Source organism: Polaromonas sp. P1_H6, assembly GCF_056405195.1.
On sequence record NZ_JBFUCN010000020.1, the window covers coordinates 24,547 to 48,391 of the forward strand.

General features: G+C 62.7%; 19 protein-coding genes. 13 read left to right on the plus strand and 6 right to left on the minus strand.

What is annotated here, in order from left to right; translation table 11 throughout:
• Position 1 precedes the first annotated feature (1 nt).
• Complete coding sequence (gene rpmB, locus AC1D1F_RS17615) at positions 2-235, plus strand: 50S ribosomal protein L28 (protein WP_092128623.1); 234 nt, start codon at positions 2-4, stop codon at positions 233-235.
• Positions 236-246: 11 nt separating this feature from the next.
• The gene (rpmG, locus tag AC1D1F_RS17620; RefSeq protein ID WP_007863188.1) at positions 247-414 is read left to right on the plus strand and encodes a 50S ribosomal protein L33; all 168 of its coding nucleotides are present in this window, start codon (positions 247-249) and stop codon (positions 412-414) included.
• 228 nt (positions 415-642) lie between these two features.
• Here the strand turns inward: rpmG and AC1D1F_RS17625 are convergent, their stop codons facing one another.
• From AC1D1F_RS17625 to AC1D1F_RS17640, 4 genes are all read right to left on the minus strand, one after another.
• Positions 643-1,038 carry a diacylglycerol kinase family protein gene (locus tag AC1D1F_RS17625; protein WP_477679246.1) on the minus strand — a complete coding sequence of 132 codons (396 nt, stop codon included), beginning with the start codon at positions 1,036-1,038 and terminating at the stop codon, positions 643-645.
• Positions 1,039-1,165: 127 nt separating this feature from the next.
• Positions 1,166-3,091, minus strand: a complete 1,926-nt coding sequence (locus tag AC1D1F_RS17630) for a linalool dehydratase/isomerase domain-containing protein (RefSeq protein WP_477696499.1) — start codon at positions 3,089-3,091, stop codon at positions 1,166-1,168.
• Positions 3,092-3,506: 415 nt separating this feature from the next.
• The gene (locus tag AC1D1F_RS17635) at positions 3,507-4,706 is read right to left on the minus strand and encodes a DesA family fatty acid desaturase (protein WP_477678727.1); all 1,200 of its coding nucleotides are present in this window, start codon (positions 4,704-4,706) and stop codon (positions 3,507-3,509) included.
• Positions 4,707-4,903: 197 nt separating this feature from the next.
• On the minus strand, positions 4,904-6,157 hold the full coding sequence (locus AC1D1F_RS17640) for an RsmB/NOP family class I SAM-dependent RNA methyltransferase (RefSeq protein WP_477678726.1): 1,254 nt from the start codon (positions 6,155-6,157) through the stop codon (positions 4,904-4,906).
• Positions 6,158-6,224: 67 nt separating this feature from the next.
• Here AC1D1F_RS17640 and AC1D1F_RS17645 point away from each other — a divergent pair, with 67 nt between their 5' ends.
• Positions 6,225-6,485: a DUF1653 domain-containing protein gene (locus tag AC1D1F_RS17645; RefSeq protein WP_477678725.1), complete on the plus strand. Its 261-nt coding sequence runs from the start codon at positions 6,225-6,227 to the stop codon at positions 6,483-6,485.
• 25 nt (positions 6,486-6,510) lie between these two features.
• A complete protein-coding gene (locus AC1D1F_RS17650; RefSeq protein ID WP_477696501.1) occupies positions 6,511-8,136 on the plus strand; it encodes a peptide chain release factor 3 in 1,626 nt (541 codons plus the stop codon).
• Between the two features lie 102 nt (positions 8,137-8,238).
• On the opposite strand, the gene AC1D1F_RS17655 is transcribed toward AC1D1F_RS17650, so the two are convergent.
• Complete coding sequence (locus AC1D1F_RS17655) at positions 8,239-9,630, minus strand: esterase-like activity of phytase family protein (RefSeq protein ID WP_477678512.1); 1,392 nt, start codon at positions 9,628-9,630, stop codon at positions 8,239-8,241.
• Between the two features lie 199 nt (positions 9,631-9,829).
• On the opposite strand from AC1D1F_RS17655, the gene AC1D1F_RS17660 reads away from it, so the two are divergent.
• On the plus strand, positions 9,830-11,665 hold the full coding sequence (locus AC1D1F_RS17660; RefSeq protein WP_477696502.1) for a 7TM diverse intracellular signaling domain-containing protein: 1,836 nt from the start codon (positions 9,830-9,832) through the stop codon (positions 11,663-11,665).
• Positions 11,666-11,673: 8 nt separating this feature from the next.
• Here AC1D1F_RS17660 and AC1D1F_RS17665 read toward each other — a convergent pair whose 3' ends face one another.
• Complete coding sequence (locus AC1D1F_RS17665) at positions 11,674-12,141, minus strand: Lrp/AsnC family transcriptional regulator (protein WP_436155369.1); 468 nt, start codon at positions 12,139-12,141, stop codon at positions 11,674-11,676.
• Positions 12,142-12,247: 106 nt separating this feature from the next.
• Between AC1D1F_RS17665 and mdeB the strand changes: the two genes are divergently transcribed.
• From mdeB to AC1D1F_RS17705, 8 genes are all read left to right on the plus strand, one after another.
• A complete protein-coding gene (gene mdeB, locus AC1D1F_RS17670; RefSeq protein ID WP_477696503.1) occupies positions 12,248-14,905 on the plus strand; it encodes an alpha-ketoglutarate dehydrogenase in 2,658 nt (885 codons plus the stop codon).
• Between the two features lie 549 nt (positions 14,906-15,454).
• On the plus strand, positions 15,455-16,984 hold the full coding sequence (locus AC1D1F_RS17675; protein WP_477696504.1) for a type IV pilus assembly protein FimV: 1,530 nt from the start codon (positions 15,455-15,457) through the stop codon (positions 16,982-16,984).
• Between the two features lie 124 nt (positions 16,985-17,108).
• Positions 17,109-17,840 (plus strand): type II secretion system protein, encoded by a 732-nt coding sequence (locus tag AC1D1F_RS17680; protein ID WP_477696505.1) that lies wholly within the window; start codon positions 17,109-17,111, stop codon positions 17,838-17,840.
• Positions 17,841-17,910: 70 nt separating this feature from the next.
• Positions 17,911-18,642 carry a type II secretion system protein gene (locus AC1D1F_RS17685; protein ID WP_477676014.1) on the plus strand — a complete coding sequence of 244 codons (732 nt, stop codon included), beginning with the start codon at positions 17,911-17,913 and terminating at the stop codon, positions 18,640-18,642.
• A gap of 74 nt (positions 18,643-18,716) precedes the next feature.
• Positions 18,717-19,445, plus strand: a complete 729-nt coding sequence (locus tag AC1D1F_RS17690; protein ID WP_477676015.1) for a type II secretion system protein — start codon at positions 18,717-18,719, stop codon at positions 19,443-19,445.
• 19 nt (positions 19,446-19,464) lie between these two features.
• On the plus strand, positions 19,465-21,390 hold the full coding sequence (locus tag AC1D1F_RS17695; protein WP_477676016.1) for a type II secretion system protein GspD: 1,926 nt from the start codon (positions 19,465-19,467) through the stop codon (positions 21,388-21,390).
• A gap of 6 nt (positions 21,391-21,396) precedes the next feature.
• Positions 21,397-22,128 (plus strand): tetratricopeptide repeat protein, encoded by a 732-nt coding sequence (locus AC1D1F_RS17700; RefSeq protein ID WP_477676017.1) that lies wholly within the window; start codon positions 21,397-21,399, stop codon positions 22,126-22,128.
• 15 nt (positions 22,129-22,143) lie between these two features.
• A complete protein-coding gene (locus AC1D1F_RS17705; protein WP_477676018.1) occupies positions 22,144-23,829 on the plus strand; it encodes a GspE/PulE family protein in 1,686 nt (561 codons plus the stop codon).
• Positions 23,830-23,845: the final 16 nt, after the last annotated feature.

Below are 23,845 nucleotides of genomic sequence, written 5' to 3' on the forward strand. Positions count from 1 at the left end.
CATGGCACGCGTATGTGAAGTCACGGGCAAAGGCCCAATGGTCGGAAACAATGTTTCCCACGCCAACAACAAAACCAAGCGCCGGTTCCTCGTGAACCTGCAATACCGCCGCTTCTGGGTCGAGACCGAAAACCGCTGGGTTCGCCTGCGCGTTTCGAGCGCTGCACTGCGCCTGATCGACAAGAAGGGTATTGATACAGTGCTCGCAGACCTGCGCGCACGCGGCCAAGCTTAAGGAGCACCATCATGGCAAAAGGCGCACGCGAAAAAATCAAGCTGGAATCCACCGCCGGCACCGGTCACTTCTACACGACCACCAAGAACAAGAAAACCACGCCCGACAAGATGCTGATCATGAAGTTTGATCCCAAGGCACGCAAGCACGTGGAATACAAAGAAATCAAGCTGAAATAAATAGCTACGAATCCGCGTGTAGTAAAAACTACCACTCGGTCAGTACATCCAATAAAGGACACCTCGGTGTCCTTTATTTTTTGGGATTTAGAAAGCAGGACCCCCACCAAACAAGCGGCTTGCTACGTGGTCCGCTTGAATCCTGTCGAAATCTGACCCACATAAGCCCTGTCTGTGATGTAAGCCCTGCCACAAAGGCGGCACATCACGCACAGCGCCACAGCGCAATCACCGGGCATCCAAATAGGGCCAGAAGGTTATGACACCGGTTGCCGCTGCTGCACAAGCCGCAATTAACACGCCGCCGGCGGCAAGATCCTTTGCGCATTTGACTGCCAATGAATAGTGTGGCGACACAACATCGCAGAGCGACTCCACTGCTGTGTTCATGGCCTCTGCCATCCAAACCATGGTCATCGCGCCAATCAGCCAGCGCCAATCGCCGGCGTTCACTCGGCACCAAGCGGCCAATCCCGTCACCAGCATTGTGGCGATTAGATGCAGCCATGCGTTGTGCTGTGTTTTAAGCATCAAAGCTATCCCCTCGAAGGCATAACCAAAGCTCTTGAGGCGTGCGACCAGAGCGAATCGCTGCGGAGCGCAGGCACGAGGGACTTCTTTCATTTCTCATCCTTCTTATTGACCAGCCGCCAAGCCTGGGCAACACATGAACGTCGAGCAGTGCACGCCCGTATAGCGTGCAACCCATACAAGCAGCCCCATACCGTGGCCATCAAAATACAGCAAGCCATCACAGTGCGCCGGCCGGCTCCAGCGTCAAACAGGTGCGCCCGGCAAGCGGAATCTGCAAGCACACCTTTCCCATGTTGTCAGCCAGAACCTGCGTCAGGCATGCACCTGCAACCCGATAGGGTGCTAACGGACGCAGGCCCGACACACCCAAGTTTTTAATGCCATCGCCGGCTCCGCCGTATAGCACCGCTTGCAAAGAGCTGCTTACATCATCGGAGTGCGCGGCTGCAACCAGCACATCGGGATAGGACAGGGGCTCCAACCTGGGACCTTTTGATGAAGGTGGGTTACTGATCAAGTTTCGAAAACTGTCGCGCCCTCCGGAATGCGCCATCAGCTCGACACCGTGCGCCCATACCGAGGCTTTATTTCTGTGGGCGACCCCATGACTGAGAGTCGTTGGACACTCGTGCTCCAAGGCATCCATGCAGTTTTGATACACACACTCATCGCCCAACTCCATCGCCGCCAAGGCCGTCGCTGCGTAGGCACTGCCTCTTGAGAAACCATAGTTTCCCGTGTCGATGGGCCAGAATTCACTGCGTCGAAGCCGCTCATGTCTATCGAACAGCTGACGTCTCAACAACAGCCATTGGCGACGCGCCAAGTCAGGTTCCAGCGCATTCAAAAAGTAGCAGGGCATCGCCAGAGGCATCGCGCCACCAATGGCGGGTAAGGCCAATCCCGTATACGTGGAACGACATGGCACGTAGCGACCCATGCCATCCAGAAACTCCGCATCCAGATGCCGGCGAAACTCCGGCGCGTGACCGGCCCATTTCATCTGACCGTACTGCGCATCGTGGGCACGCAGTGCCGCGGCTCCCATTGTGTTGCACAGGGGATAGACCCAGTTGGGCTCGCAGGCCATCAGATAAAAGGGTGAACGTTCGTATTCTTTTTCCAACCTGGACAGCAAAGACTCGAAACTGTGTTCGTAGCGTTTTCCGTTCGGGTGCACCAGCGTAAAGGAACCTTTTTTTGAAAATTCCTGACTTCCTGTGCTGGCCTGGAACAGGGCCATCTGCAGCGCCACGAAGCCCGTGTACATGATGTTTTCACGGGCGGTAGGGTCGGGGTTCCACCGCAAGTTTCCCCATAGATTTTCCAGCGACCAGTAGGCCCACGCGCGGTGCTGAGACTGCTTGTTCAGTAGCTTGCTTTGCGCGTCGCTCATGTATCCGCCCAACGCAGGCGTGAAGCGTGCCTGCGTCAAGGCAATGCCATAAGCCAGAAAGTTGACTTGATACCGAAGCGCCGCCGTCTGAAATTGATCGCGTTGCTCGAATCCCGAAAACTCATCGAAAGGTTGCAGAGCTCTATCGAGGGCGAACCTCACACGCTGCAGATGCGCCAACGACATTTCTGGTTTTTGTCTTGATGGTTGGGCTGTGAAGATCGTGTCCAATCGAGCCGTTTGCCGGACCAGGTAATCGTTATCGATGCGCCTTTGCCGGCCTGAAAACATGAACCAGCCCAGCATCAACAGGCAGCCCGCCGCAGCAGACAGCGCGAGCACGTAGTACACATTAAGGACCACGCCTGGCTGAATTGCACCATGGTTCATGCTCGCGGCCCAAAACGCCGAACCGAGCCATACCAACGGAGGCAGCAATACATTGCCCGTGCCAAACCAGACCAATAGCGCAAACGCCAAGGCACCCACCGAACACAACCAGACGGCTAAATGACCTATGCCACTGCCTGTGCAAATATCAGCATGCGCCAGAAATCCACCGCCCGGCACCATCAACCCCAAGCCGAAAATCTGCAAGGCATCGTGATGCGCGAAAAGCAGCAAAGCCGAGCCGCCCGTAATGAGCAGCAGATACAGTTTTAGAAGCCGGACAGTCTTTCTTGTCGTTACCGGACCGAAAATTCGTGTGTGTGGCGGAAGAGTAGCGACGCTACGGATTGAACTCACAGACCGGCCTTTCTTCGAAATGAAGCATCAGATTGATGCACTCGACTTTCGACAGGTGCAGTCTGATACGCGTCTGTGAGGTCTTGATGAGCTATATGAAGTTGAGGTGAAGTCGCCTGCCAGACGGCCATTTACGTTGCGGAACATCGACCCAATCGCCCGTTTTGAGTTGCAGGTGTGTGGAGGTCAGGCTTCAGCGCAATTCGCATGAAAGTTCTCTTCCGTGTGCAGAAGATGACTAATCTCGGACGCTCTGAACAGTACGCTGGTAGCGACCCTGCCCATTATCAAATCTTGAGGCGCTCGATCACGGAGTTCGTACTTTGAGCCGAACAATAAAAAACCGCTCTCGGATTCCTCCGGAGCGGTTTTTAAGAGGTATCGACCTGAAACCAGGCCGGTATGCAACGCCAGGTCAGGCGCGGGCGGCGCGCAGCTTCATCGAAAACTCACGCAGGGCGGCAATGCCGCTCTCTTCCGCACGATGGCACCAAGCTTGCAAGTCGGTTGCAAGCTGCTCGCGGGAGGCAGAGGTGCTCATCCACATCTGGCGCAGCTCTTCGCGCATGGTGACCATCTTGTCGAGCACGGGGTGCTCGGCACGGGCTTGGGCCAACTGCGGCTTGGCGGCCGCGGGCACCTTGTCGTCGTCGCGGTGCAGCCAGCGATTGGCCGCGCGCAGCACGGAGACGTCGGCTTTTTTCGCCTTCAGCACTTCGATCTCGGCCTTGCCGGCACGGCGCAGTTCGCGTGCAAAACCGGCCATCACTTCGTAGCGGTGGGCGATCAGCGCTTCCAGCGTTTTTTCGTCAGCCACGGGCTGGATGGAACCCAGCTGGAGCTTGGGCGGAACCTTCTTCACGGAAGCCAGGCCGACCTTTTCCAGGGCGCGGATGTAGATCCAGCCGATGTCGAATTCGTAGGGCTTGACCGAGAACTTGGCCGAGGTCGGGTAGGTGTGGTGGTTGTTGTGCAACTCTTCGCCGCCAATCATGATGCCCCAGGGCGAAATATTGGTGCTGGCGTCGGGCGCCTCAAAGTTGCGATAACCCCAGTAGTGGCCGATGCCGTTGATGATGCCGGCCGCCGTCACGGGAATCCAGGCCATCTGCACGGCCCAGACCGCCAAACCGGCTACGCCGAAGAAGGCCAGGTCGATGATCATCATCAGGCCAACGCCCTGCCAGCTGTAGCGGGAATAGACATTGCGCTCCATCCAGTCGTTCGGCGTGCCATGGCCGTACTTGGTCATGGTTTCCTTGTTCTTGCTTTCGGCGCGATACAGTTCGGCGCCTTCCCAGAACACCTTCTTGATACCGTGCGCCTGGGGGCTGTGCGGATCTTCCAGCGTTTCGCACTTGGCGTGGTGCTTGCGGTGAATGGACACCCATTCCTTGGTCACCTGGCCCGTGCCCAGCCAAAGCCAGAAGCGGAAGAAATGCGAGGGAATCGCGTGCAGGTCCATGGCGCGGTGCGCTTGATGGCGGTGCAGGTAAATCGTCACGCTGGCGATGGTGATGTGGGTGGTCACCAGGGCGTACAGCACGATCTGCCACCAGCTGGCGGCGAGCAATCCATTTGCCAGCCAGTCGAGGGCGGCATCAAACAAAATCATAAAAGTCCTTTAAACAAGCTGCGCCAGCGCCATCCAAATTTGTCTCCGGGCGCTGCACCAGACGAGGCTCTATTGTAAGGTGAACCCCCATAAATACCAAGTCACTTGAGGCATAGGGCCGACGGTCAAATCGGTGCGAAAAGTCACGAATGAATATGTAACATCAGCCTATCTGTCGTCATTTGCTGGCAAAAATATCAGGACTTTTGCCAAACCGCCGCGAAAAACCCGTCAGTCTTGTGCAAGTAGGGCCAGAGGCGAAGGTAGGGGCCGCGGCACAGTTTTTCCGCATGTTCCACCCCCAGATGGGTCAATAAAGGCCCGGTTTCAAGGACGTTGAACCCCGTATTGGCCGCGCTGAAGGCTTCGGCAATCGCCTCGTTTTCTTCGCGCAAAACGCTGCAGGTGGCATAAACCAACCGGCCACCGGGCTTTAAAAGCCGCGCGGCGCTCTGCAAAATCGCGGTTTGTTTGGCCCTGAGCTCTTCAATCGCCTTGGGGTTTTGCCGCCATTTGAGGTCGGGGTTGCGCCGCAAGGTGCCCAGGCCCGAGCACGGCGCGTCGACCAGCACGCGGTCTATCTTGCCGGCCAGGCGCTTGATACGGTCGTCGCGTTCATGGGCAATGGCCACCGGGTGCACATTGGACAGCCCGCTGCGCGCCAGCCGGGGCTTGAGCGCATCCAGCCTGTGACCGGAGGTGTCAAAGGCATACAGCCGCCCGGTGTTGCGCATGGATGCGCCCAGGGCCAGCGTCTTGCCGCCGGCGCCGGCGCAAAAATCAACCACCATCTCCCCGCGCTTGGCGTCCACCAGCAGAGCCAGCAGTTGCGAACCTTCGTCCTGCACCTCGATGGCGCCGCGGGTGAAAGCGTCCAGCTTGGCCAGCTGGGGCTTGCCGTCGATGCGCAGGCCCCAGGGCGAATACGGTGTGGCGACGGTTTTGATCGCCGCTTTCGAGAGCTCTTTCTGGATTTCGGCGCGCTTGTCCTTCAGCGTGTTGACGCGCAAGTCCAGCCCGGCAGGGGCATTGAGGCTTTCCACCAGCGGCCAGAAATCGTCGCCCAGTTGCTCCTTGAGCGGCTCTACCAGCCACTGCGGCAGGTTGTGGCGGTGCAATTCCATCAGGTCGGCCGGCTTGACCTGGTCGCAGCGCGCCAGCCAGTCTTTCTCCTGGTCGGTCAGCGCGCCCAGCAGGAAGTCGCGGTCGGCCGCAAAGCCGAGGATGGCCAGCCGCCGTTCCGGCGCGCCGCTGCCGTGCTGGGCCAGGTAGGTGTAGAGGTTTTTCTTGCGCAGCACGCCGTAAACCGTTTCGGCCACGGTGGCGCGCTCGCGCGGGCCGAGGCGGTAGTCGCGGAAATAGCGCGACACCACCATGTCGGCGGGATGATCAAATTTAAGGACCTGCTTGAGAAGCTCGGAACAACTGTCGAGTAAGGCTTTAGGATGCATAGCCTCCATTGTCCCACTCCGGTCTTGCCACACCCTTTTTTAATACCCTTCATAGCCCCCGACTGACATGCCCGAAACCCTCGAAGATGCACTGCCGCCCCTGATCGAAACTCCGCCCGGCCTGTACCGCCACTACAAAGGCATGCTCTACGAGGTGGTCGGCACCGTGCGCCACAGCGAAAGCCTGGAGCCCATGACGCTGTACCGCGCGCTCTACGGTGAAAAAGGCCTGTGGGTAAGGCCCGCCGCCATGTTCAATGAAGATGTGGTCATCGACGGCGTGAAACAGCCACGATTTGCCCGTCAGCCCGGTCCGGTGCCTCAATAGGCGCCGTCACCGATAATCGTGGGTTATGTCCGAAACCCAAGCTTCCACCGAAATCGAAAAGCAGGTCAAACGCCGCCGCACGTTTGCCATCATCTCCCACCCCGACGCGGGTAAAACCACGCTGACCGAAAAGCTGCTGCTGTTCTCGGGCGCGATCCAGATCGCCGGCAGCGTCAAGGCCCGCAAGGCCGCGCGCCATGCCACCTCCGACTGGATGGAGATCGAAAAGCAGCGCGGCATCTCGGTGGCCAGCTCGGTCATGCAGATGGAATACCGCGACTGCGTTATCAACCTGCTGGACACCCCCGGCCACCAGGATTTCTCGGAGGACACCTACCGCGTGCTGACCGCCGTGGACGCGGCGCTGATGGTGATCGACGCGGCCAACGGTGTCGAGCCGCAGACACGGCGCCTCTTGCAGGTCTGCCGTGCGCGCAACACGCCCATCCTGACCTTCGTCAACAAGATGGACCGGGAAGTGCAGGACCCGATGAGCGTGATGGACGAGATCGAACGCGAACTCGGCATGACGGTCATTCCCTTCACCTGGCCGGTCGGCATGGGCAAGCTGTTCCATGGCGTCTACGACAGGCGCGAAGACCGCATGCGGGTCTTCAGCCCCGGCGAGGAAAAAGCCGGCGGCGACGACGAAATCCTGGCCGGCCTGGACAACGCCGAAGCCGCCAAACGTTTCGGTGCCGAATACACGCAGGCCCAGGGCGAGATCGAACTGGTGGCCGGTGCCACGCCCGAGTTCAACCGCGCCGAATTCCTGGCCGGCAAGCAGACGCCCATGTTCTTCGGTTCCGCCATCAACAACTTCGGCGTGCAGGAAGTGCTGGATGCGCTGGTCGACCTGGCGCCCGCGCCCGCCGAGCGCGAAGCCATCCAGCGCGTGGTGCACCCCGAGGAGAAAAAATTCTCTGGCGTGGTGTTCAAGATCCAGGCCAATATGGACCCGGCCCACCGCGACCGCATCGCCTTCCTGCGCGTGGCCAGCGGCGAGTTCACGCGCGGCATGCGCCTGAAGGTGGTGCGCAGCGGCAAGGAACTGCGGCCCAACACCGTGGTGAGCTTCATGAGCCAACGCCGCGAACTGCTGGACACCGCCTTTGCCGGCGACATCATCGGCATCCCCAACCACGGCGTGCTGCAGCTCGGCGACACGCTGACCGAAGGCGAGGCGCTCCAATTCACCGGCCTGCCCTTCTTCGCGCCCGAAATGTTCCGCGCCGTCGAGGTGGCCGACCCGCTGCGCAGCAAGCAGCTGCGCGCCGGCCTCACGCAGCTCGGCGAAGAAGGCGCGATCCAGGTGTTCCGGCCCATCGCCGGCTCATTGCTGCTGCTGGGTGCGGTCGGCCAGTTGCAATTTGAAGTGGTCGCTCACCGCCTGGAACATGAATACGGCGTCAAGGCCCGCATCATGGGCAGCAACTTCAACCTGGCGCGCTGGGTCACCAGCGACGACGCCAACGAGCTGAAGAAATTCATGGACGCCAACGCCCACCGCGTGGCGCTGGATGCCGTAGACGCGCCCACCCTGCTGGTGGACCACAGCGCCACCCTGCGCGCCGTGGAGCAGCAATGGCCCAAGATCAAGTTCCATGCGCTGCGTGAGCACGCCGGGCTGGTGTTCCAGTCCAAGATGTAAGCGATTCACCTCGTCCTACCCAGACGCAAAACGGGCGTCAGAAACTATCCCATGGATAGCGACTGACGCCCGTAGCTTTTTAGGCGTTGATGCTTCGCCGGCTTATTTAGCGTTCAAAAGCTCGCCGACTTCAAGCAGGACCAACTCATTGTCGTCGGCCTTGTTCGGCTCACGGCTGCTGGAAAACGGCAAATTGTTGTCATTGCCGACCACGATGTGCGTCGCGTCCACCACGTCCACGTTTTCAATCGTGAAGAAGGGGAATTTGAGCACGCCCTCGTTCAGCGGCTTGCGCGCCAGCTTTTGCGGGTCGGCGATGTTGAGCAGGTCGATGTAGCCGACCTTGCGCACCGGCCCGCCCACGTTGGCGTCCGTCATCTCGATCTTGTAGATGCGCTTGAATTTCGCGATGTCGTGGAAGCAGTCGGCGCGCTTCTGGCCTTCGGGGCAGGCCTTGTCGGCCGTGCCTTCGCCGTTGTCGCGCTCGATGATCAGGCCCGTGGTGCCGTCGATCATGTTGAAGTCGCCGATGGCGTTGCCGTTGGCCTCCAGCGGGTACATCCATGAACGGCCGCTCCACTTGCCGGCCTGCACGTCGAACTCCAGCACGCGCAAAGCTTCCTTGCCGGCCACACGTTCATAGTCTTTCGCCTCGGCATTCCACACCGGGCCTTCGAGCAGAGCGTACAGCTTGCTGCCGTCCTTTGACGACGCCATGCCTTCGAAGCCCTTGGAACGCTTGATCTGGAAGTCGACCGCGCCGCCGGGCGCGCCAGGTGTGGTGACGGCGGGATGGTCGGGCGAACGCACCACCTTGCCGTCCACCAGGGTCTCGAACACCGCCAGCACCTTGCCCTTGAGGTCGGCCTTGATCAGGAAGGGGCCGAACTCGTCGCCAATCCACAGCGCGCCGCCGGCGAACTGGAAGCTTTCGGTGTCGAAGTCGCTGCCCGTCAGGTAGCGTTTCTTGGTGCCTTCGTGGACGATGCGAAACGGCACTTTTTTGTCCGGGTCATGCAGGAAAACGGTTTCCAGCCTCGTCATGCTGCCGGCCTTGAAGTCCACTTTGTAGTGGTTCAGGTAGAGCATGGCATCGGGTGAGTTCGCCTTGGCGCCGAAGCCGTTGTCGGTGAGGATCCAGAAGGTGCCGTCGGCCATCTTCTTGATACCCGAATGGCCTTGCAGCGGCTGGCCCTTGAAAGGCAGCGAGACACCGGTGGGCCGGCCGGCCGACATGCCCTCCACCGTGCCCAGCGCTTCGGTGCGCTGGCCATTGGTGAACTTCCCGCTGACCTGCAGGTCCTGCGGCGCATCCTTGGGCGCGGCGACAAAGGATCTGGCGGGCATCACGGCATGGCCGGCCAGCGTGGCCGGGAAAGCCGTCTGGGCTTGCAGCGGCGACACCAGCGCGGCAGCGGCCAGCGCCAAGAAGAGGGCTTTGACGGGAGCGCTGAAGGCAGGGCGCCGCGTCGCGGAAAAACGGGAAAAAGGCATGTGCAATCCACTGTTGATGAAAAGCGGATGGTGTGCAACTCGTGTGACGCCCTCATTACAGAAGGCGGAGGGCTGCCCCTCAAGGAAATTTTCGGGACGACGCTGATTTCCGGTTTAAACAGCTGTTCACGGTATAAATTGCCCGAATCGGCCAGCCGTCGGTTGTGGTCACGCCGCTCTTTTGCCATAAGCTATGCCCATGTCCTTCAAAGCAAGCCTGCGTGGCCTCCTCTTCATGCTGCTCTGCGCCATTTTTGGCGCCAGCCATGCGCAGGTGTTTGACCGCCTGTATGAAAACAGCCCCCAGATCACGTTGGCCCAGCCGCTGCAATGGGTCGCCGTACCCAAGGACTCCGTCACCTCGCCCGACGCCTTCAGCAGCGCGGAATCCGGCGCCGAAAAACGCGTCTTCCAGCCCTATACCGACGACACCATCCTGCCGACCTCGGACAAGCAGGAAGTCTGGGCCAGCTTCGCCTTGCCGGTCACCGAGAACCTGCAGACCTGGTACGTCCGGCTGCCCGCCCAGGCGGTCTTCAAGGTCAGCCTTTATGCGCGCGACCCGCAAGGCGGCTGGCAGGTCCACGCCGCGGGCGAGGCGATCGCCCCGGCCTACTGGGCCTTGCGCACCCGCGTCCCGAGCTTCGAACTGCAATCGCGCGCCGACCAGCCGCAGGTCTATTACCTGCGTTTCGAGCACCGCCGGCCCATCACCGAACGGCCCATGCTGCTCACCCCCATCGAATACATAGACGGCGCCTCGCGGGTCGGCGTGGTGATAGGGCTGATGTGGGGCATGTTCAGCGTGCTGGCCCTGCTGTGCCTGGCCGCGTTCAGCCTGTCGCGCAGCAGGGTTTTCCTGTCGTTCGGCGCCGTGGTGGTGACACTGATGTTCACGCAGCTGGTGCTGATCGGCTATGGCGGCTGGCGCATCTGGCCCTACAGCGTGCACCTGAACCAGGTCATGGGCTGGGTTTCGGCCACGGTGACCATGGCTGCGGCCGCCTGGTTCTGCGCCCAGGCCAGCTATGCCCGGGACGGTCATCCGCGCCTGTACCGGATGCTGGCCGCCGTCACGGCGGGCAGCCTGCTCATGGCCTGCGTGATGATGGTCCGCCTGGACTTCGTGCCGCGCGACCTGCGCAACCTGTGGCTGGCGCTGGCCACCATGGCGATACTGGCAAGCCTGGTCTGGATATCCCTGCGCGGCCAGGCCTGGAACCTCCTGTTGCTGCTCGGTGCCGCGCCTATCGGCCTGGCCGCGCTGGCGCGGCTTTCCTACAACGCGGGCTGGGTGCTGAATGTGGAATCGGCGCAGGCCGCGGGCGTGCTGTCGGCCATGGTCGGCCTGCTCTGGGTTTTCGGGGTGCTGGCATGGCGCAGCCGGGCGGCGCTGTTCTCCAACCACCGCGGCGCCACCCTCGCAACCTATGACGCCGCCAGCGGCTTGATGCTGCCGCGCATCATCGAAGCCAGGCTGCCGGCCATGCTGCTGCGCGGCCGCCGGCAGAAGCTGGCCTGCGGCGCGCTGATGCTGCACTGGCTCAACCAGGCCCCCAGCCATGACGAGGTGGGCGACCAAAAGCGCGGCGCCGCACTGTCACGCATCGGTGAGATTCTTCGCCGTGCCGCGCGTGACGTGGACACCGTGGCGCGCTGTGACGAAAACCATTTCCTGGTGCTGGTCGAAGGGCCCGTCAGCCGCGCCGTCCTGTCGGAGGTTTCCACCAAAATCCTGGCGGACTGCATACGCGCCTCCGAAAAATTCGCCGATGCGGGCGCCTTCAGCCTGCACATCGCCATATGGCACGACACGCCTCGCGATCAAACCGCCGCGGATGTGACCGATTCACTCAAGGTACGCCTGCACCACATGGCCTCCGGCACCAAACGGCCGGTGCAGTTTGTCGATTCGCCGCTGGAGCCCGGCAGCGCTGCGGCCGAAGGCGCCAACCGGCGTGAGGACCTGCTGGCCAAGATCAATGCGATTGAAACCTCGCATCCCTCGCTGGCGGGCGAGCGCGGCTCACGCTGAAAGCCCGGTCAACGTTTGGGCAACGGCAAGGCTGTCTTGTACCGAACCTGCTTGAGCGCAAAACTCGAGCGGATTTTTTCAATCCCCGAGATCGGCGACAGCTGCTCGAGGATGAATTTCTCCAGTGCGCCTATGTCGGCCACCGCCACGCGGATCAGGTAATCGCTGTCGCCCGACATCAAATAACACTCCATCACCTGGTCGTGCTCGGCGATGCGCCGCTCAAAGTCGGCCAACGACTCCTTGCTTTGCGTGCGCAGGCTGATGGAGATAAAGACATTGAGGCCCAAACCCAGCGCCGCGGCATTGGCGATCGCCACATAACGATCAATCACACCACCCGCCTCCAGTGCCTTGACGCGGGCCAGGCAAGGCGAGGGGCTCAGGTGCACACGCCGCGACAGCTCCACGTTGGACAGCGAGCCGTCGCGCTGCAATTCATCGAGGATTTTCAAATCAAGGGCGTCAAGCTGCATCATCTGTAAAAATCCATTTCTACGGCATTTTATGCCTCTGAATCGCCTGAAACCCCGATATTGAGGCTACACCTTCCGGGAAAAGCTGCGTACAGTCGTTTCTGCCATGAACGATTCCACCCCCCACCATTTGCTGATGCAGGCCGCAACGCCCGCCGACCCGGACCCACAGGAAACCGCCGAATGGCGTGAAGCCTTTGAGGCGCTGGCCCTGACCCACGGCCCCGCCCGCGCGCGGCACATGCTGGGCGAACTGAGCCGCGTCGCCCGCAAGCAGCGCATAGGCTGGCAGCCCGAGCTGGCCACGCCTTATATGAATACCATCGCCGTGGACGAGCAGCCCGTGTTCCCCGGCGACCTCGCGATGGAAGAGCGCCTGGCTTCGCTGATGCGCTGGAACGCGCTGGCCATGGTGGTGCGCGCCAACCAGGCCGAAACCGGCGGCTCCGCCGAACTCGGCGGCCACATCGCCAGTTACGCCAGCGCAGCCGACCTGTTTGAAACCGGTTTCAACCACTTCTTCCGCGCGCGTGAAGGTGTGGGGGAAGGCCAGCACCGCGGCGACCTGGTGTTCTTCCAGCCGCACAGCGCGCCCGGCGTCTATGCACGAGCCTATCTCGAAGGCCGCCTCAGCGAAAAAGACCTGGGCTTTTACCGCCAGGAACTCAGCGCGCCCGGCCAGGGTGCGCAAGGCCTGTGCAGCTACCCGCACCCCTATTTGATGCCGGACTTCTGGCAGTTCCCCACCGGCTCTATGGGCATAGGCCCCATCAGCTCGATCTACCACGCGCGCTTCATGCGCTACCTCACGCACCGGCGCCTGCTCGACTGCACCGGCCGCAAGGTCTGGGGCGTCTTCGGCGACGGCGAGATGGACGAGCCCGAATCCATGAGCGCGCTGACCCTGGCCGCGCGCGAGGGCCTGGACAACATGGTCTGGGTCGTCAACTGCAACCTGCAGCGCTTGGACGGCCCGGTGCGCGGCAACGGCCGCATCATCGACGAGCTCGAAAAGCTGTTTGCCGGCGCCGGCTGGAACGTCATCAAGCTGGTCTGGGGGAGCGACTGGGACGGCCTGTTCGCGCGCGACCTGACCGGCGCGCTGACCCAGGCCTTCGCGCAAACAGTGGACGGCCAGATGCAGACCTTCGCAGCAAAAGACGGGCGCTTCAACCGCGACAACTTCTTCGGCCAGAACGCCGAACTCGCGCGCCTGGCCCAGGGCATGACCGACGAGCAGATAGACCGCCTCAAACGCGGCGGCCACGACCTCGTGAAAATCCACGCCGCCTACGCCGCGGCCGCGAATCACCAGGGCCAGCCCACCGTGATCCTGGCGCACACCAAAAAAGGCTACGGCATGGGCAGCGCCGGCCAGGGCCGCATGACCACGCACTCGCAAAAAAAGTTTGACGGCGAAGACCTCATCGAATTCCGCAACCGCTTCAACCTGCCCCTCAGTGACGAGCAGGCCAGAAACCTGGCCTTCTACAAACCCGCCGCCGACAGCGCCGAGATGCAGTACATGCACGCCAGGCGCGCGGCGCTGGGCGGCTACCTGCCGCGCCGCGAAACCGCGGCAAACATCGTGGACATCCCGGCCTTGCCCTCCTACGCCCAGTTCGCGCTGGCCGCCGACGGCAAGGAGATGAGCACCACCATGGCCTTTGTGCGCATGCTGGGCGGCCTGCTCAAAGATTCAGCGCTCGGTCCGAAGATCGTGCCCATCGTCGCCGACGAGGCACGCACCTTCGGCATGGCCAACCTGTTCAAGCAGGTCGGCATCTATTCCAGCGTGGGCCAGCGCTACGCACCCGAAGACATAGGCTCGGTGCTGAGTTATCGCGAGGCGCTGGACGGCCAGATCCTGGAGGAAGGCATCAGCGAAGCCGGCGCGCTCGCCAGCTGGACGGCCGCCGCCACCAGCTACAGCGTGCACGGCCTGGCCATGCTGCCCTTCTATATCTATTACTCCATGTTCGGCTTCCAGCGCGTGGGCGACCAGATCTGGGCCGCCGCCGACCAGCGCGCACGCGGCTTCCTGCTGGGCGCCACCTCAGGCCGCACCACCCTGGGCGGTGAAGGCCTGCAGCACCAGGACGGCAGCAGCCACCTGATCGCCGCCACCATCCCCAACTGCAAAGCCTATGACCCGGCCTTCGCCGGCGAACTCGCCGTGATCCTGGACCGCGGCATGCGGGAAATGATGGTCGAGCAAAAAGACGTGTTTTATTACGTCACGCTGATGAACGAGAACTACGCCCAGCCCGACTTGCGACCCGGCGCCGAAGCCGACATCATCCGCGGCTGCTATCGCTTCGACAGTTTCCTGCCCGCCGGCAAGAAGGCCGCCGGCGAAGTGACGCTGATGGGCTCGGGCGCCATCCTTACCGAAGTCATCAAGGCCGCGCAACAGCTCGCGCAGCAGGGCATCGCCGCCACGGTGTACAGCGTGACCAGCTGGAGCGAACTCGCGCGCGACGGCGCGGCCAACCAGCAAGCGGCTCTCAGCGGCGAAGCGCACGCTGAGACCTTCGTCGCGCAGAAGTTGAAGGCCAGCACCGGCCCCATCATCGCCGCCACAGATTACGTGCGCGCCGTTCCCGAAAGCATCCGCGCCTTCCTGCCCGAAGGCCGGCGCTACCTGACGCTGGGCACCGACGGCTTCGGCCGCAGCGACACACGCGCCGCGCTGCGGGAGTTTTTCAGCGTCGATGCGCAAAGCATCGCCAAGGCCGCGCTGCACCTGCTCAAGCCCGCCTGAGCGGCCTCTCCTGAGTCCCAAACCCGGCGGGGCTTGCTTCGCCCGGGAGCGGACAAGCCTCGCGCATTCCACACTTGCCTGCACCTCCCAGCTGAGGTGACCGGCAATGCCGGCTTCGCCACGCGCGTGCCCGCAAGACACGCCCTCTTTTTCCCCAAGCATCCTTTTCGTTGCCGCGCAAGCCGACACCTGCGGGTAATGCGTCTTTTCGACGCATCACAAGGCTCATCGACATAAAACCAAAGAAGTAAAAACATCACACAAAGATTGTCCGTACAAAGACGATCTCTCACTTCTTCGAGGGATGCGCTCATTAAGCTTCACAACATTCCGTATCGCAACTATTACGACTCCTTACTGATTTCCCCCTGCAACAACATGAATTGCAAGCACGCCGCGCCCAGCACAATGGAGGCCTCTCACGCCACCATGCTGCGCACGGCAGGCCTCCCGCGCGAAGCCGGACGATTCGCAAACCACGTTCTTCACATCGCACCCGGCCCGCGTGCCAGTGGCCAATTCAAGCATCGCTCCCGCCTGCTCATCCGCATGACGCTTTTCGCGCTGATGGGTTGCGCCTTGCCTTGCGGCGCGGTCAACCTCGGCGACGCCACGCTGCTTTCCGGCCCGGCGCAGCCGCTACGCGTGGAGATTGAGCTGGCATCCGAGATCCAGCCCGGCCTGCAGGTGAAGCTCGCCTCCGAGCAGGCATTCCGCGAGAACGGCATCGCCTACCCGGCATGGCTGGGCAATGCGCAAGTCTCCTTGTTGCAAGTGCAAGGCTTACGCCGGCGCGCCGCGCTACTCCTGCAGGCCCCCCAAGCGGCGCAGACGCAGCTGCTTGAGCTGGTACTGGAATTTTCATGGCCCACGGGCAGCTCACAGCAGCCTTATGTATTGCTGCTGGATGACGCGAGCAATTCCAGGCAGCCCGCCCCTCAGTTTTCTTCTCCCGCCCCGGTAGTGATGGCCGAGGTTGCGGAACTCCCCACCGCAGCGCAAACGCAAACAGAAGCCCCGGAGCCCCTCGCCGAAAGCGTCAAACCCGCACCGACAGTCAAGCCAAGGGCGATACCGGGCATGCGGACTGAAGCAGCGCGCCCAGCCGTCAAAAAAAGCGAGCATGCGGGAGTGGTTTCAACGCGCCGCTCCGCACCCGCTGCCAGGCCGGCGCAAGACCGCCTGCGGCTCGCCAAGGCCAAATCGGATCAGGCTGACCGCATCGCGCAACAGCGCCGCGAGGCCGACCAGCAGGCGCGCATGCAGGAGCTGGAGCACAACGCGCGGCAAATTCGCGATCTGGCCGACCAGGCCGCGGCCGCTGCGCCGCCGGCGCCTCTGCCGGAAACCCCGGCATCCGCCACGGCAACCGCACCCGTTCCATCAGCTGTGGTGTCGGCGCCCAAAGCCGCAAGCCTGCCGCCCATGCAGCCCACCCGCCGTGACGGCCATGCATCCATCTGGCTTTGGGTGCTTGCGGGGTTAGCTGTGCCACTGTCCATCTTCGGGGCCCTGCGTTTCAGGCGCGCCCGGCGCCGCCCCCAGTTCACCGACAGCGTAGGCGCCGCGGGCTCCGTCTTCGAACTCACCCCGGCCGAAGCCGAACGCGCCTACGGTGACTACATGCAGCAACGGAAAGCGCCGGCGCCGGCAGATACATCCCAGTTGGACGAAGCCCGCGCCCTGCTGGCCCTCGGCCACCTGGCCGACGCGCAACAGCTGCTGGACACCCAGCTCCGCCAAAACCCGCGCAGCCACGAGGCCTGGTTCCTGCTGGCGCGCGTGCTGTACACCAGGGGCGACAGCGCCGGCTTCGCGCAGCGCATACACCTCTTGCGCGAGCTGACCGGCGAAAAAGGAGAACTCTGGGACCGTGTTCTGGTTCTAGGCCATGAACTGGACCCCGGCAATCCGCTCTACCAGTCCGCGGTGCTCCAGGCCCAACCGCAAGAGCCCCCCATTGCGCCCACAACGCAAGCAGCGCCGCCAGCCGCTCACAAACTGCCCGTATCCACCGCCAGCAGCGCCGTCGACGACGCATTGCGCATGGCCACGGCTTATGGAGTACGCACGGCATGAACTGCGCATCCGTAGCGTCCATCTCAAACGTTCGACCGGCGCGGTCATCGTCCGGGCCCGATCACCGCTTTTGCTTTCCCGTCAGTCCCCTCGTCATCGCAAACATCCACAGGAGCCAAGCATCATGAAACGTCCATTGCCTTCACGCCGCCAACGCGGCTTCACCCTCGTCGAAATCGCCATTGTGCTGATGATCGTCGGCCTGCTGATAGGCGGCATCCTGCGCGGCCAGGAACTGATCCAGTCGGCGCGCGTGCGCAACATCATCGACCAGAAGTCTGGCATCCAGACGGCTTACATCGGGTTTATGGACCGCTACCGCATGCTGCCAGGTGACTTGACGGCGACCCAAGCCACGACCGTCGGAAACGGCGTGCTGTGGTCTGGGGCAGGTGGTAACGGGCAAATCGCGTTTGACACCGAATCCACGTTGTTATTCCAAAACCTCACGGCCGCGGGTTTTATTTCGTGCGGTGCCTGCATGACGGTGACACTTGCTGGCGGCGGTGGAACCGGCCCCTTGCCAGTGATCGGCAACAGTCCGGTCAATGTCTATGGAGAGCTTCTTGTGATAGGGAACTTGCTGAGCAGCAACACTGGTGGTAACTGGTTTGATGCGGTCGCCAACATCAACCGTCTGGCCTTGTACACGGGGGCCTCCATTCCTTCGCAAGTGCTGGCGGAAGTGGACCGCAAAGCCGATGACGGACTGCCCGGCACCGGCCAACTGCGTGGCGCCTTTGGCGGCGGGGCCGGACTCGCGTTATGCACTCCTGGTTTAGCCACAGCTACGGCAACCACGGCTACCTGGGCCAATCCCAGCCAATCCAATTGCATGGGCGGTTGGTTGTTCTGACCCCACCGCAAGAGCTGCATTTTCACGTCAACCTTTTTGTCTTCATAGCCTACCCAAGGAGTCCAGCATCATGAAACACCACCTTGCATCTCAGCGTCAACGCGGCTTCACCCTCGTCGAAATCGCCATCGTGCTGATGATTGTCGGCCTGCTGATAGGCGGCATCCTGCGCGGCCAGGAACTGATCCAGTCGGCGCGCGTGCGCAACATCGTCGACCAGAAATCAGCGATTCAGACGGCCTACATCGGCTTTCTGGATCGCTACCGTATGCTGCCCGGGGATTTGACGGCAGCTCAGGTCCTGGTCGTCGGAAACGGAGTGCTGGCATCTGCAACGGGTGGCGATGGGCAAATCGCTTTCGGGACCGAATCCACTTTGTTCTTTCAGAACCTCACTGCCGCAGGCTTTATTTCATGTGGGGCTTGCATGACGGTGGCACTGGTCGGCGGGGTGGGCCCCGCCGCAAACACTTCTAACAGTCCGCTCAACGTGTATGGTGATTTCCTTGGCACAGGCAATGCGAATAGCAGCACCACCGGCGCGTCCTGGTTTGATCCCTCCAACCCAGCCATCAACCGATTTGTCGTGGACACCGGGGCATCCATCCCGTCACAAGTGCTGGCGGAGGTGGATCGCAAAGCCGATGACGGGCTCCCTGGCACTGGCCAACTTCGGAGTGCCGAGGGCGCTCCGCGCGGATCACCCGCCGCGACTTGCGCCCCAACCATGATCGCGACCCCAGCGACAGGCGGCTGGGCCAACCCCAGCCAGGCCAACTGCATGGCGAGCTGGCTGTTCTAAATCAAACACCGGGAAGCCCGCACTTTCAGGTTCATCCCTGACCATCAGATCACTTATCCGAGGACCCCAGCATCATGAAACAACCCATCACACCCCAACGCCAAGGCGGCTTCACCCTCGTCGAAATCGCCATCGTGCTGATGATCGTCGGCCTGCTGATAGGCGGCATCTTGCGCGGCCAGGAGCTGATCCAGTCGGCACGCGTGCGCAACATCATCGACCAGAAGTCAGCCATTCAAACGGCCCACATCGCTTTTATGGACCGCTACCGCATGCTGCCGGGTGATCTGACGACGGCCCCTAACGGCGGCCAGGCGGCGATCGTTGGGAACGGCGCGGTAGGTTCTCCCAATAGCGGTGACGGACAGGTTGCCATGGGCAACGAATCCATACTGTTTTTCCAGAACCTCACGGCTGCGGGCTTTATCTCCTGTGGCGCCTGCATGACCGTGGCAGCCGCCGGCGCGCCAAGCATCAACAACAGTCCAGTGAATGTGTATGGCAACTACTTGACTGCGGGCAACGCCATGAGCAACAGCGCCGGCCTGTCCTGGTATGACCCGTCCGCAACGGGCATCAACCAATTCGTGCTCTACACAGGAAGCGGCACCCCCTCCCAGGTGCTCGCTGAAGTGGATCGCAAAGCCGACGACGGACTGCCTGCCACCGGCCAGCTGCGCGTTGCCGTGGGCATAGGCTCGGCGACTGCCGTGACGTGTGCCCCTAACCTGTTCAGCCCTCCGGCGGCAGTCAGTTGGGCCAACCCCGCCCAGGAAAACTGCTTGGCCGCCTGGCTGTTCTAAGGATCGGGAAGGCTTCGCCATGACAGTCACTCACACACCAGCTTATGCTGTTGCATTGGCGTTGCTGGCCGGCTGCGCGGTGCCCCCACCGCCTCCCAGCACGCAGCACATAGGCGTTGTTGAGCCGGCGAAGCCACCTGCGCCACCCGGTGCACTTCGGCCGGTGCGCCTGCCGGCACTGCCGGCGGCGCCGCAACCGCAGGCGCAGCAGGAATTGTTCAGCGTGGTGGTCAGCGAGGTGCCGGTCAAAACCCTGCTGTTCGCACTGGCGCGCGACAACCGGCTCAACGTGGACATCGCCCCTTCGGTGGCCGGCCAGATCACGCTCAATGCGACCGACCAGACCTTGCCGCAGCTCTTCGAGCGCATCGCGCAACAGGCCGATTTGCGTTATGAGATGAGCGGCAACACGGTGCGGCTGCAGCGCGACACACCTTACCTCGCCCACTACGCGGTCGACTATGTCAACCTGAAACGGCAGTCGTCCAGCCAGACTTCCGTGTCCTCTCAGCTCACCGGCAGCACGGCGGGCTCGTCGAATGCCAGCATCAGCAATGCCGCCGACAACCAGTTCTGGGACACGCTGATCAACAACGCCTGCCTGATCGTCGGCGCGGCCAATCTCGAATTCAAGCAAAAAGACGATCTGGCCCAGAAGCAGGACCGGGAACGGGACCGGGACGAGCGGCTGCGCATCGCGATGGAGCTCACTCGCGCCGCACCGCCAAGTGTTTCCGGCACCGGTGCCGTCACGACTCGACCAGCAAACAGCGAAACCTCCGACGTCCTCAAGCAAGTGCTCGGAGCAAAAGATACCGTGGACAAGGTCGAATGCGGTAGCGGTTCAAGCGCTTCGTCGGGTACTTCCGGAAGCGCCTCCGCAGCCAACTCCAGTTCCAGCACCAACAACATCGTGGTCAATCGCGAAACCGGCCAGTTGTCGGTTTACACCACCTCGCGCGGCCATGACCAGTTCCGGCAATTCCTGGACCGCATCAGCGCCAGCGCGCGGCGCCAGGTACTGATTGAGGCCACCATTGTCGAAGTCACGCTGTCCAATGCGTCCCAGCAGGGCGTCAACTGGCAAAAAGTCGTGCAGGGCGGGCTGCTGCGCGGCCTGAGCTTCCAGATGCTGCCTTCCGGCACGGGTTCGTTCTCCGGTTCGCAGGATGCCTCGCTGCTGCGCATGAGCTACACCAGCGGCAGCGGCGACTGGAGCGGCATCCTCACGCTGCTCGAATCCTTCGGCCAGGCACGGGTGTTGTCCAGCCCCAAAGTGTCCGTGCTGAACAACCAGACGGCCGCGCTCAAAGTGGTGGACAACTATGTCTACGTCACCGTCACCTTCACCCCGGGCACGCGTACCCTCAGTTCCGCCGGCCAGCTGGTGCAGACCTCTCCCGACAGCTACACCTCCAACATCAATTCGGTACCCGTGGGTTTTGTGATGACCGTGACACCCCAGGTGGCCGAGAGCGGCGAAGTCACGCTCAACGTGCGGCCCACCATTACCCGCGTGGTGCGCGAAATCATCGATCCCAACCCCGCGCTGCTGGGAGCCACCCCACCCATCGTCAACCGCATTCCCGTGGTGCAGTCGCGCGAACTGGAGTCCGTGCTGCGCGTGCAAAGCGGCGAAATCGCCGTGCTGGGCGGCCTGATGCAGGACGCAAGCAACGACGGCGAGGACGCGGTGCCGGGGGTCAGCCGTATCCCTCTGCTGGGCGAGGCCTTCAAGCAGAAACAGCAGACGCGCAGCAAGACCGAGCTGGTGGTGTTTTTGCGGCCCGTGGTGGTGGGCGATGCCTCGCTGAACGGCGACTACAAGGCTTTCAAACCCTTGTTGCCCACCTCCAGCTTCTTCAAGGATGCGGCGCCGGAAGCCCTGGGCCGAAAGCCGATTGAGCCTCCACCAGCTCGATCCGCCAGCCCCTCAACCCGATAAGAGCCCATGAAGCCCTCCCTCAAACTCCTGCCCTTTTTGCTATGCGCCGCCACCCTGGCCTGGGGCCAAGCCAAGCCGGGTGCCCACCCGTCAGTAGCGGCTGCCCAGGCCGCGGCCGCATCGCGCGAGCCGGACATCCGCATCAGCCGCCGCAAGCCCGCGCCCACCGTGGACGCCGACGTCAAGCGCGGCTATGAAGCCCTGCAGGCCGGGCGCTACGGCGAGGCGCGCGGCGCCTACGAGCAGGCCTTGAAGCGCGACGGCGCCCTGCGCGACGCGTTGATAGGCATGGCCTGGTCCATGGAAGGACTGGAAGACCACCAGGGCGCCCAGGCCGCGCTGCGCCGCCTGCTGGAGCTTTATCCCCGCGATGCCGAGGCGCTGGCCGCGCAGTACCTCGTGGGCGGCGGCATTCCCGGCGATGCGGCCGCGCGCTTCAAGCAACTGGCCGAGCGCAGCGAACGCAACGCACCCCTGCATTTCGCCCTGGGCGTGATCCATGCCGAACAGGGCCGCTGGGGCGAGGCGCGCCTGTCCTTTGAGCGTGCGGCGGCGCTGGAGCCCGGCCAGCCCGACTACCTTTACAACCTGGCCCTGTCGCTGGACCGGCTGGGGCAGGGACCTGAAGCGATGCGGGCCTACGTCAAAGCCCTGAACCTCTCCTTCCGCCAGTCGGCCGCCTTCAATCAGGAAATGGTGCGCAACCGCCTGCGCGCTCTGGCCGCGCCGGCCTCCTGACCTGATCGGCCGCACATGTCCATGGCACCCACCTCCCATCCGCAAGACCAGCCGATGGCCATGCGAAAGGCCGAGCGAGAGCTGGCCGAAGCCCTGCTCCAGCAGCGGCGGCTCACCTCCTCCCAGCTGGCCATCGCCCTGGCCGAAAAACGCCTGCGCGGCGGCAGCCTGCATGCGCAGCTGGCCAGCCTGGGCTTTGTGGGTGAACTGGAGTTGCGCGCCCTGCGCGCGCAATTGCACAAGCTACCCGAGGTTGATCTGGTCACCCATCGCACCGATCCGACACTGCTGCAATTGCTGGCCGCACCGCTGGCGCGCAAACACGGCGTCCTGCCGGTAGAGATGACGGCCGAGGGCGAGCTGTTGCTGGCCGTCGACGAGGCTGACGACCTGGTGGCGCTGGACCAGATCGGCGCGCACCTGCGCGCCAAGGGCGTGCCCCGCGTTCGCCTGGCACTGGCGGCACCCGGTGACCTGGTGCGCGAGATCGACCGCGTCTACGGCGACCGGCCCAGTGTGGACGCCCTGCTTGCCGCCGGCGGCAAAGAGCCGGCCGTGGACAAGCTCATTGAAGCCATTGTTCACAACGCCTACGACAGCCTCGCCTCCGACATCCACTTCGAGCCCGAGGAACACCTGTTGCGCGTGCGCATACGCGTCGACGGCGTGCTGATCCAGGCGCACCTGCTGCATGCCTCGATGTGGCCGGCCCTGGCGGTCAAACTCAAGGTCATGGCCGGCATGAACATCGCCGAAAGCCGCGCCGCGCAGGACGGCCGCTTTGGCATGGTCATAGGCGCCAGCCAGATCGACTTTCGCGCCGCCTGCCTGCCCACCGCCCACGGTGAAAACATCGTGCTGCGCCTGCTGGACCGGCGCCGCAGCATTGTCCCGCTGGAGCGGCTGCAACTGACGCAGACCACCATGGACAGGCTGCATTCGCTGATGAACCGGCCCGAGGGCATTGTGCTGGTCACCGGCCCCACCGGCAGCGGCAAGACCACCACGCTGTATTCCATGCTGGCCGAGATCAGCACCGAAGCGGTGAACGTCATGACGCTGGAAGACCCGATCGAATACCCCTTGCCGCTGATACGCCAGACCCAGGTGACGGACAAAATCGGTTTTGCCGAAGGGGTACGCGCCCTGATGCGCCAGGACCCGGATGTGATCCTGGTCGGTGAAATCCGCGACTCGGAAACCGCCGAAATGGCTTTCCGCGCCGCCATGACGGGCCACCAGGTGTTCGCCACGCTGCACACCAACTCCGCCCTGGGCGCGGTGCAGCGCTTGCGCGACATCGGCGTGTCGGCCGAAATCCTCGCGGGCAATATGACCGGGGTGATAGGCCAGCGCCTGGCCCGCCGCCTGTGCACGCACTGCAAGCTGCGCCGTGTGCCCACCGCGCAGGAAAAAATCCTGCTCGAACTGGCCGAGGACGAGCACCCGCTGTACCAGGCCGTGGGCTGTGCCCATTGCAGCCAGCGCGGTTTCCTGGGCCGGGTGCTGCTGATGGAAGTGTTGTGTTTCGACGAAACGCTGGACCACCTGGTGGCCAAGCACGCCAGCCACATCGAACTGGCGCGCCATGCCCGCGCGGAAGGTTTTACCTCGCTGCGCGACGACGCGATCCGCTACGTGCTGGCCGGCCAGACCACGGTGGAAGAAGTCAGCCGCGTGGTCAACCTCGCGGCGCATTGACGGACTACAGGGAAGA

Bases quoted from the DNA above. Each gene is read 5' to 3' on its own strand.
- rpmB (WP_092128623.1), top strand. From the start codon at position 2: ATGGCACGCGTATGTGAAGTCACGGGCAAAGGCCCAATGGTCGGAAAC.
- rpmG (WP_007863188.1), top strand. From the start codon at position 247: ATGGCAAAAGGCGCACGCGAAAAAATCAAGCTGGAATCCACCGCCGGC.
- AC1D1F_RS17625 (WP_477679246.1), bottom strand. From the start codon at position 1,038: ATGAAAGAAGTCCCTCGTGCCTGCGCTCCGCAGCGATTCGCTCTGGTC.
- AC1D1F_RS17635 (WP_477678727.1), bottom strand. From the start codon at position 4,706: ATGATTTTGTTTGATGCCGCCCTCGACTGGCTGGCAAATGGATTGCTC.
- AC1D1F_RS17640 (WP_477678726.1), bottom strand. From the start codon at position 6,157: ATGCATCCTAAAGCCTTACTCGACAGTTGTTCCGAGCTTCTCAAGCAG.
- AC1D1F_RS17645 (WP_477678725.1), top strand. From the start codon at position 6,225: ATGCCCGAAACCCTCGAAGATGCACTGCCGCCCCTGATCGAAACTCCG.
- AC1D1F_RS17650 (WP_477696501.1), top strand. From the start codon at position 6,511: ATGTCCGAAACCCAAGCTTCCACCGAAATCGAAAAGCAGGTCAAACGC.
- AC1D1F_RS17655 (WP_477678512.1), bottom strand. From the start codon at position 9,630: ATGCCTTTTTCCCGTTTTTCCGCGACGCGGCGCCCTGCCTTCAGCGCT.
- AC1D1F_RS17660 (WP_477696502.1), top strand. From the start codon at position 9,830: ATGTCCTTCAAAGCAAGCCTGCGTGGCCTCCTCTTCATGCTGCTCTGC.
- AC1D1F_RS17665 (WP_436155369.1), bottom strand. From the start codon at position 12,141: ATGCAGCTTGACGCCCTTGATTTGAAAATCCTCGATGAATTGCAGCGC.
- mdeB (WP_477696503.1), top strand. From the start codon at position 12,248: ATGAACGATTCCACCCCCCACCATTTGCTGATGCAGGCCGCAACGCCC.
- AC1D1F_RS17675 (WP_477696504.1), top strand. From the start codon at position 15,455: ATGACGCTTTTCGCGCTGATGGGTTGCGCCTTGCCTTGCGGCGCGGTC.
- AC1D1F_RS17680 (WP_477696505.1), top strand. From the start codon at position 17,109: ATGAAACGTCCATTGCCTTCACGCCGCCAACGCGGCTTCACCCTCGTC.
- AC1D1F_RS17685 (WP_477676014.1), top strand. From the start codon at position 17,911: ATGAAACACCACCTTGCATCTCAGCGTCAACGCGGCTTCACCCTCGTC.
- AC1D1F_RS17690 (WP_477676015.1), top strand. From the start codon at position 18,717: ATGAAACAACCCATCACACCCCAACGCCAAGGCGGCTTCACCCTCGTC.
- AC1D1F_RS17695 (WP_477676016.1), top strand. From the start codon at position 19,465: ATGACAGTCACTCACACACCAGCTTATGCTGTTGCATTGGCGTTGCTG.
- AC1D1F_RS17700 (WP_477676017.1), top strand. From the start codon at position 21,397: ATGAAGCCCTCCCTCAAACTCCTGCCCTTTTTGCTATGCGCCGCCACC.
- AC1D1F_RS17705 (WP_477676018.1), top strand. From the start codon at position 22,144: ATGTCCATGGCACCCACCTCCCATCCGCAAGACCAGCCGATGGCCATG.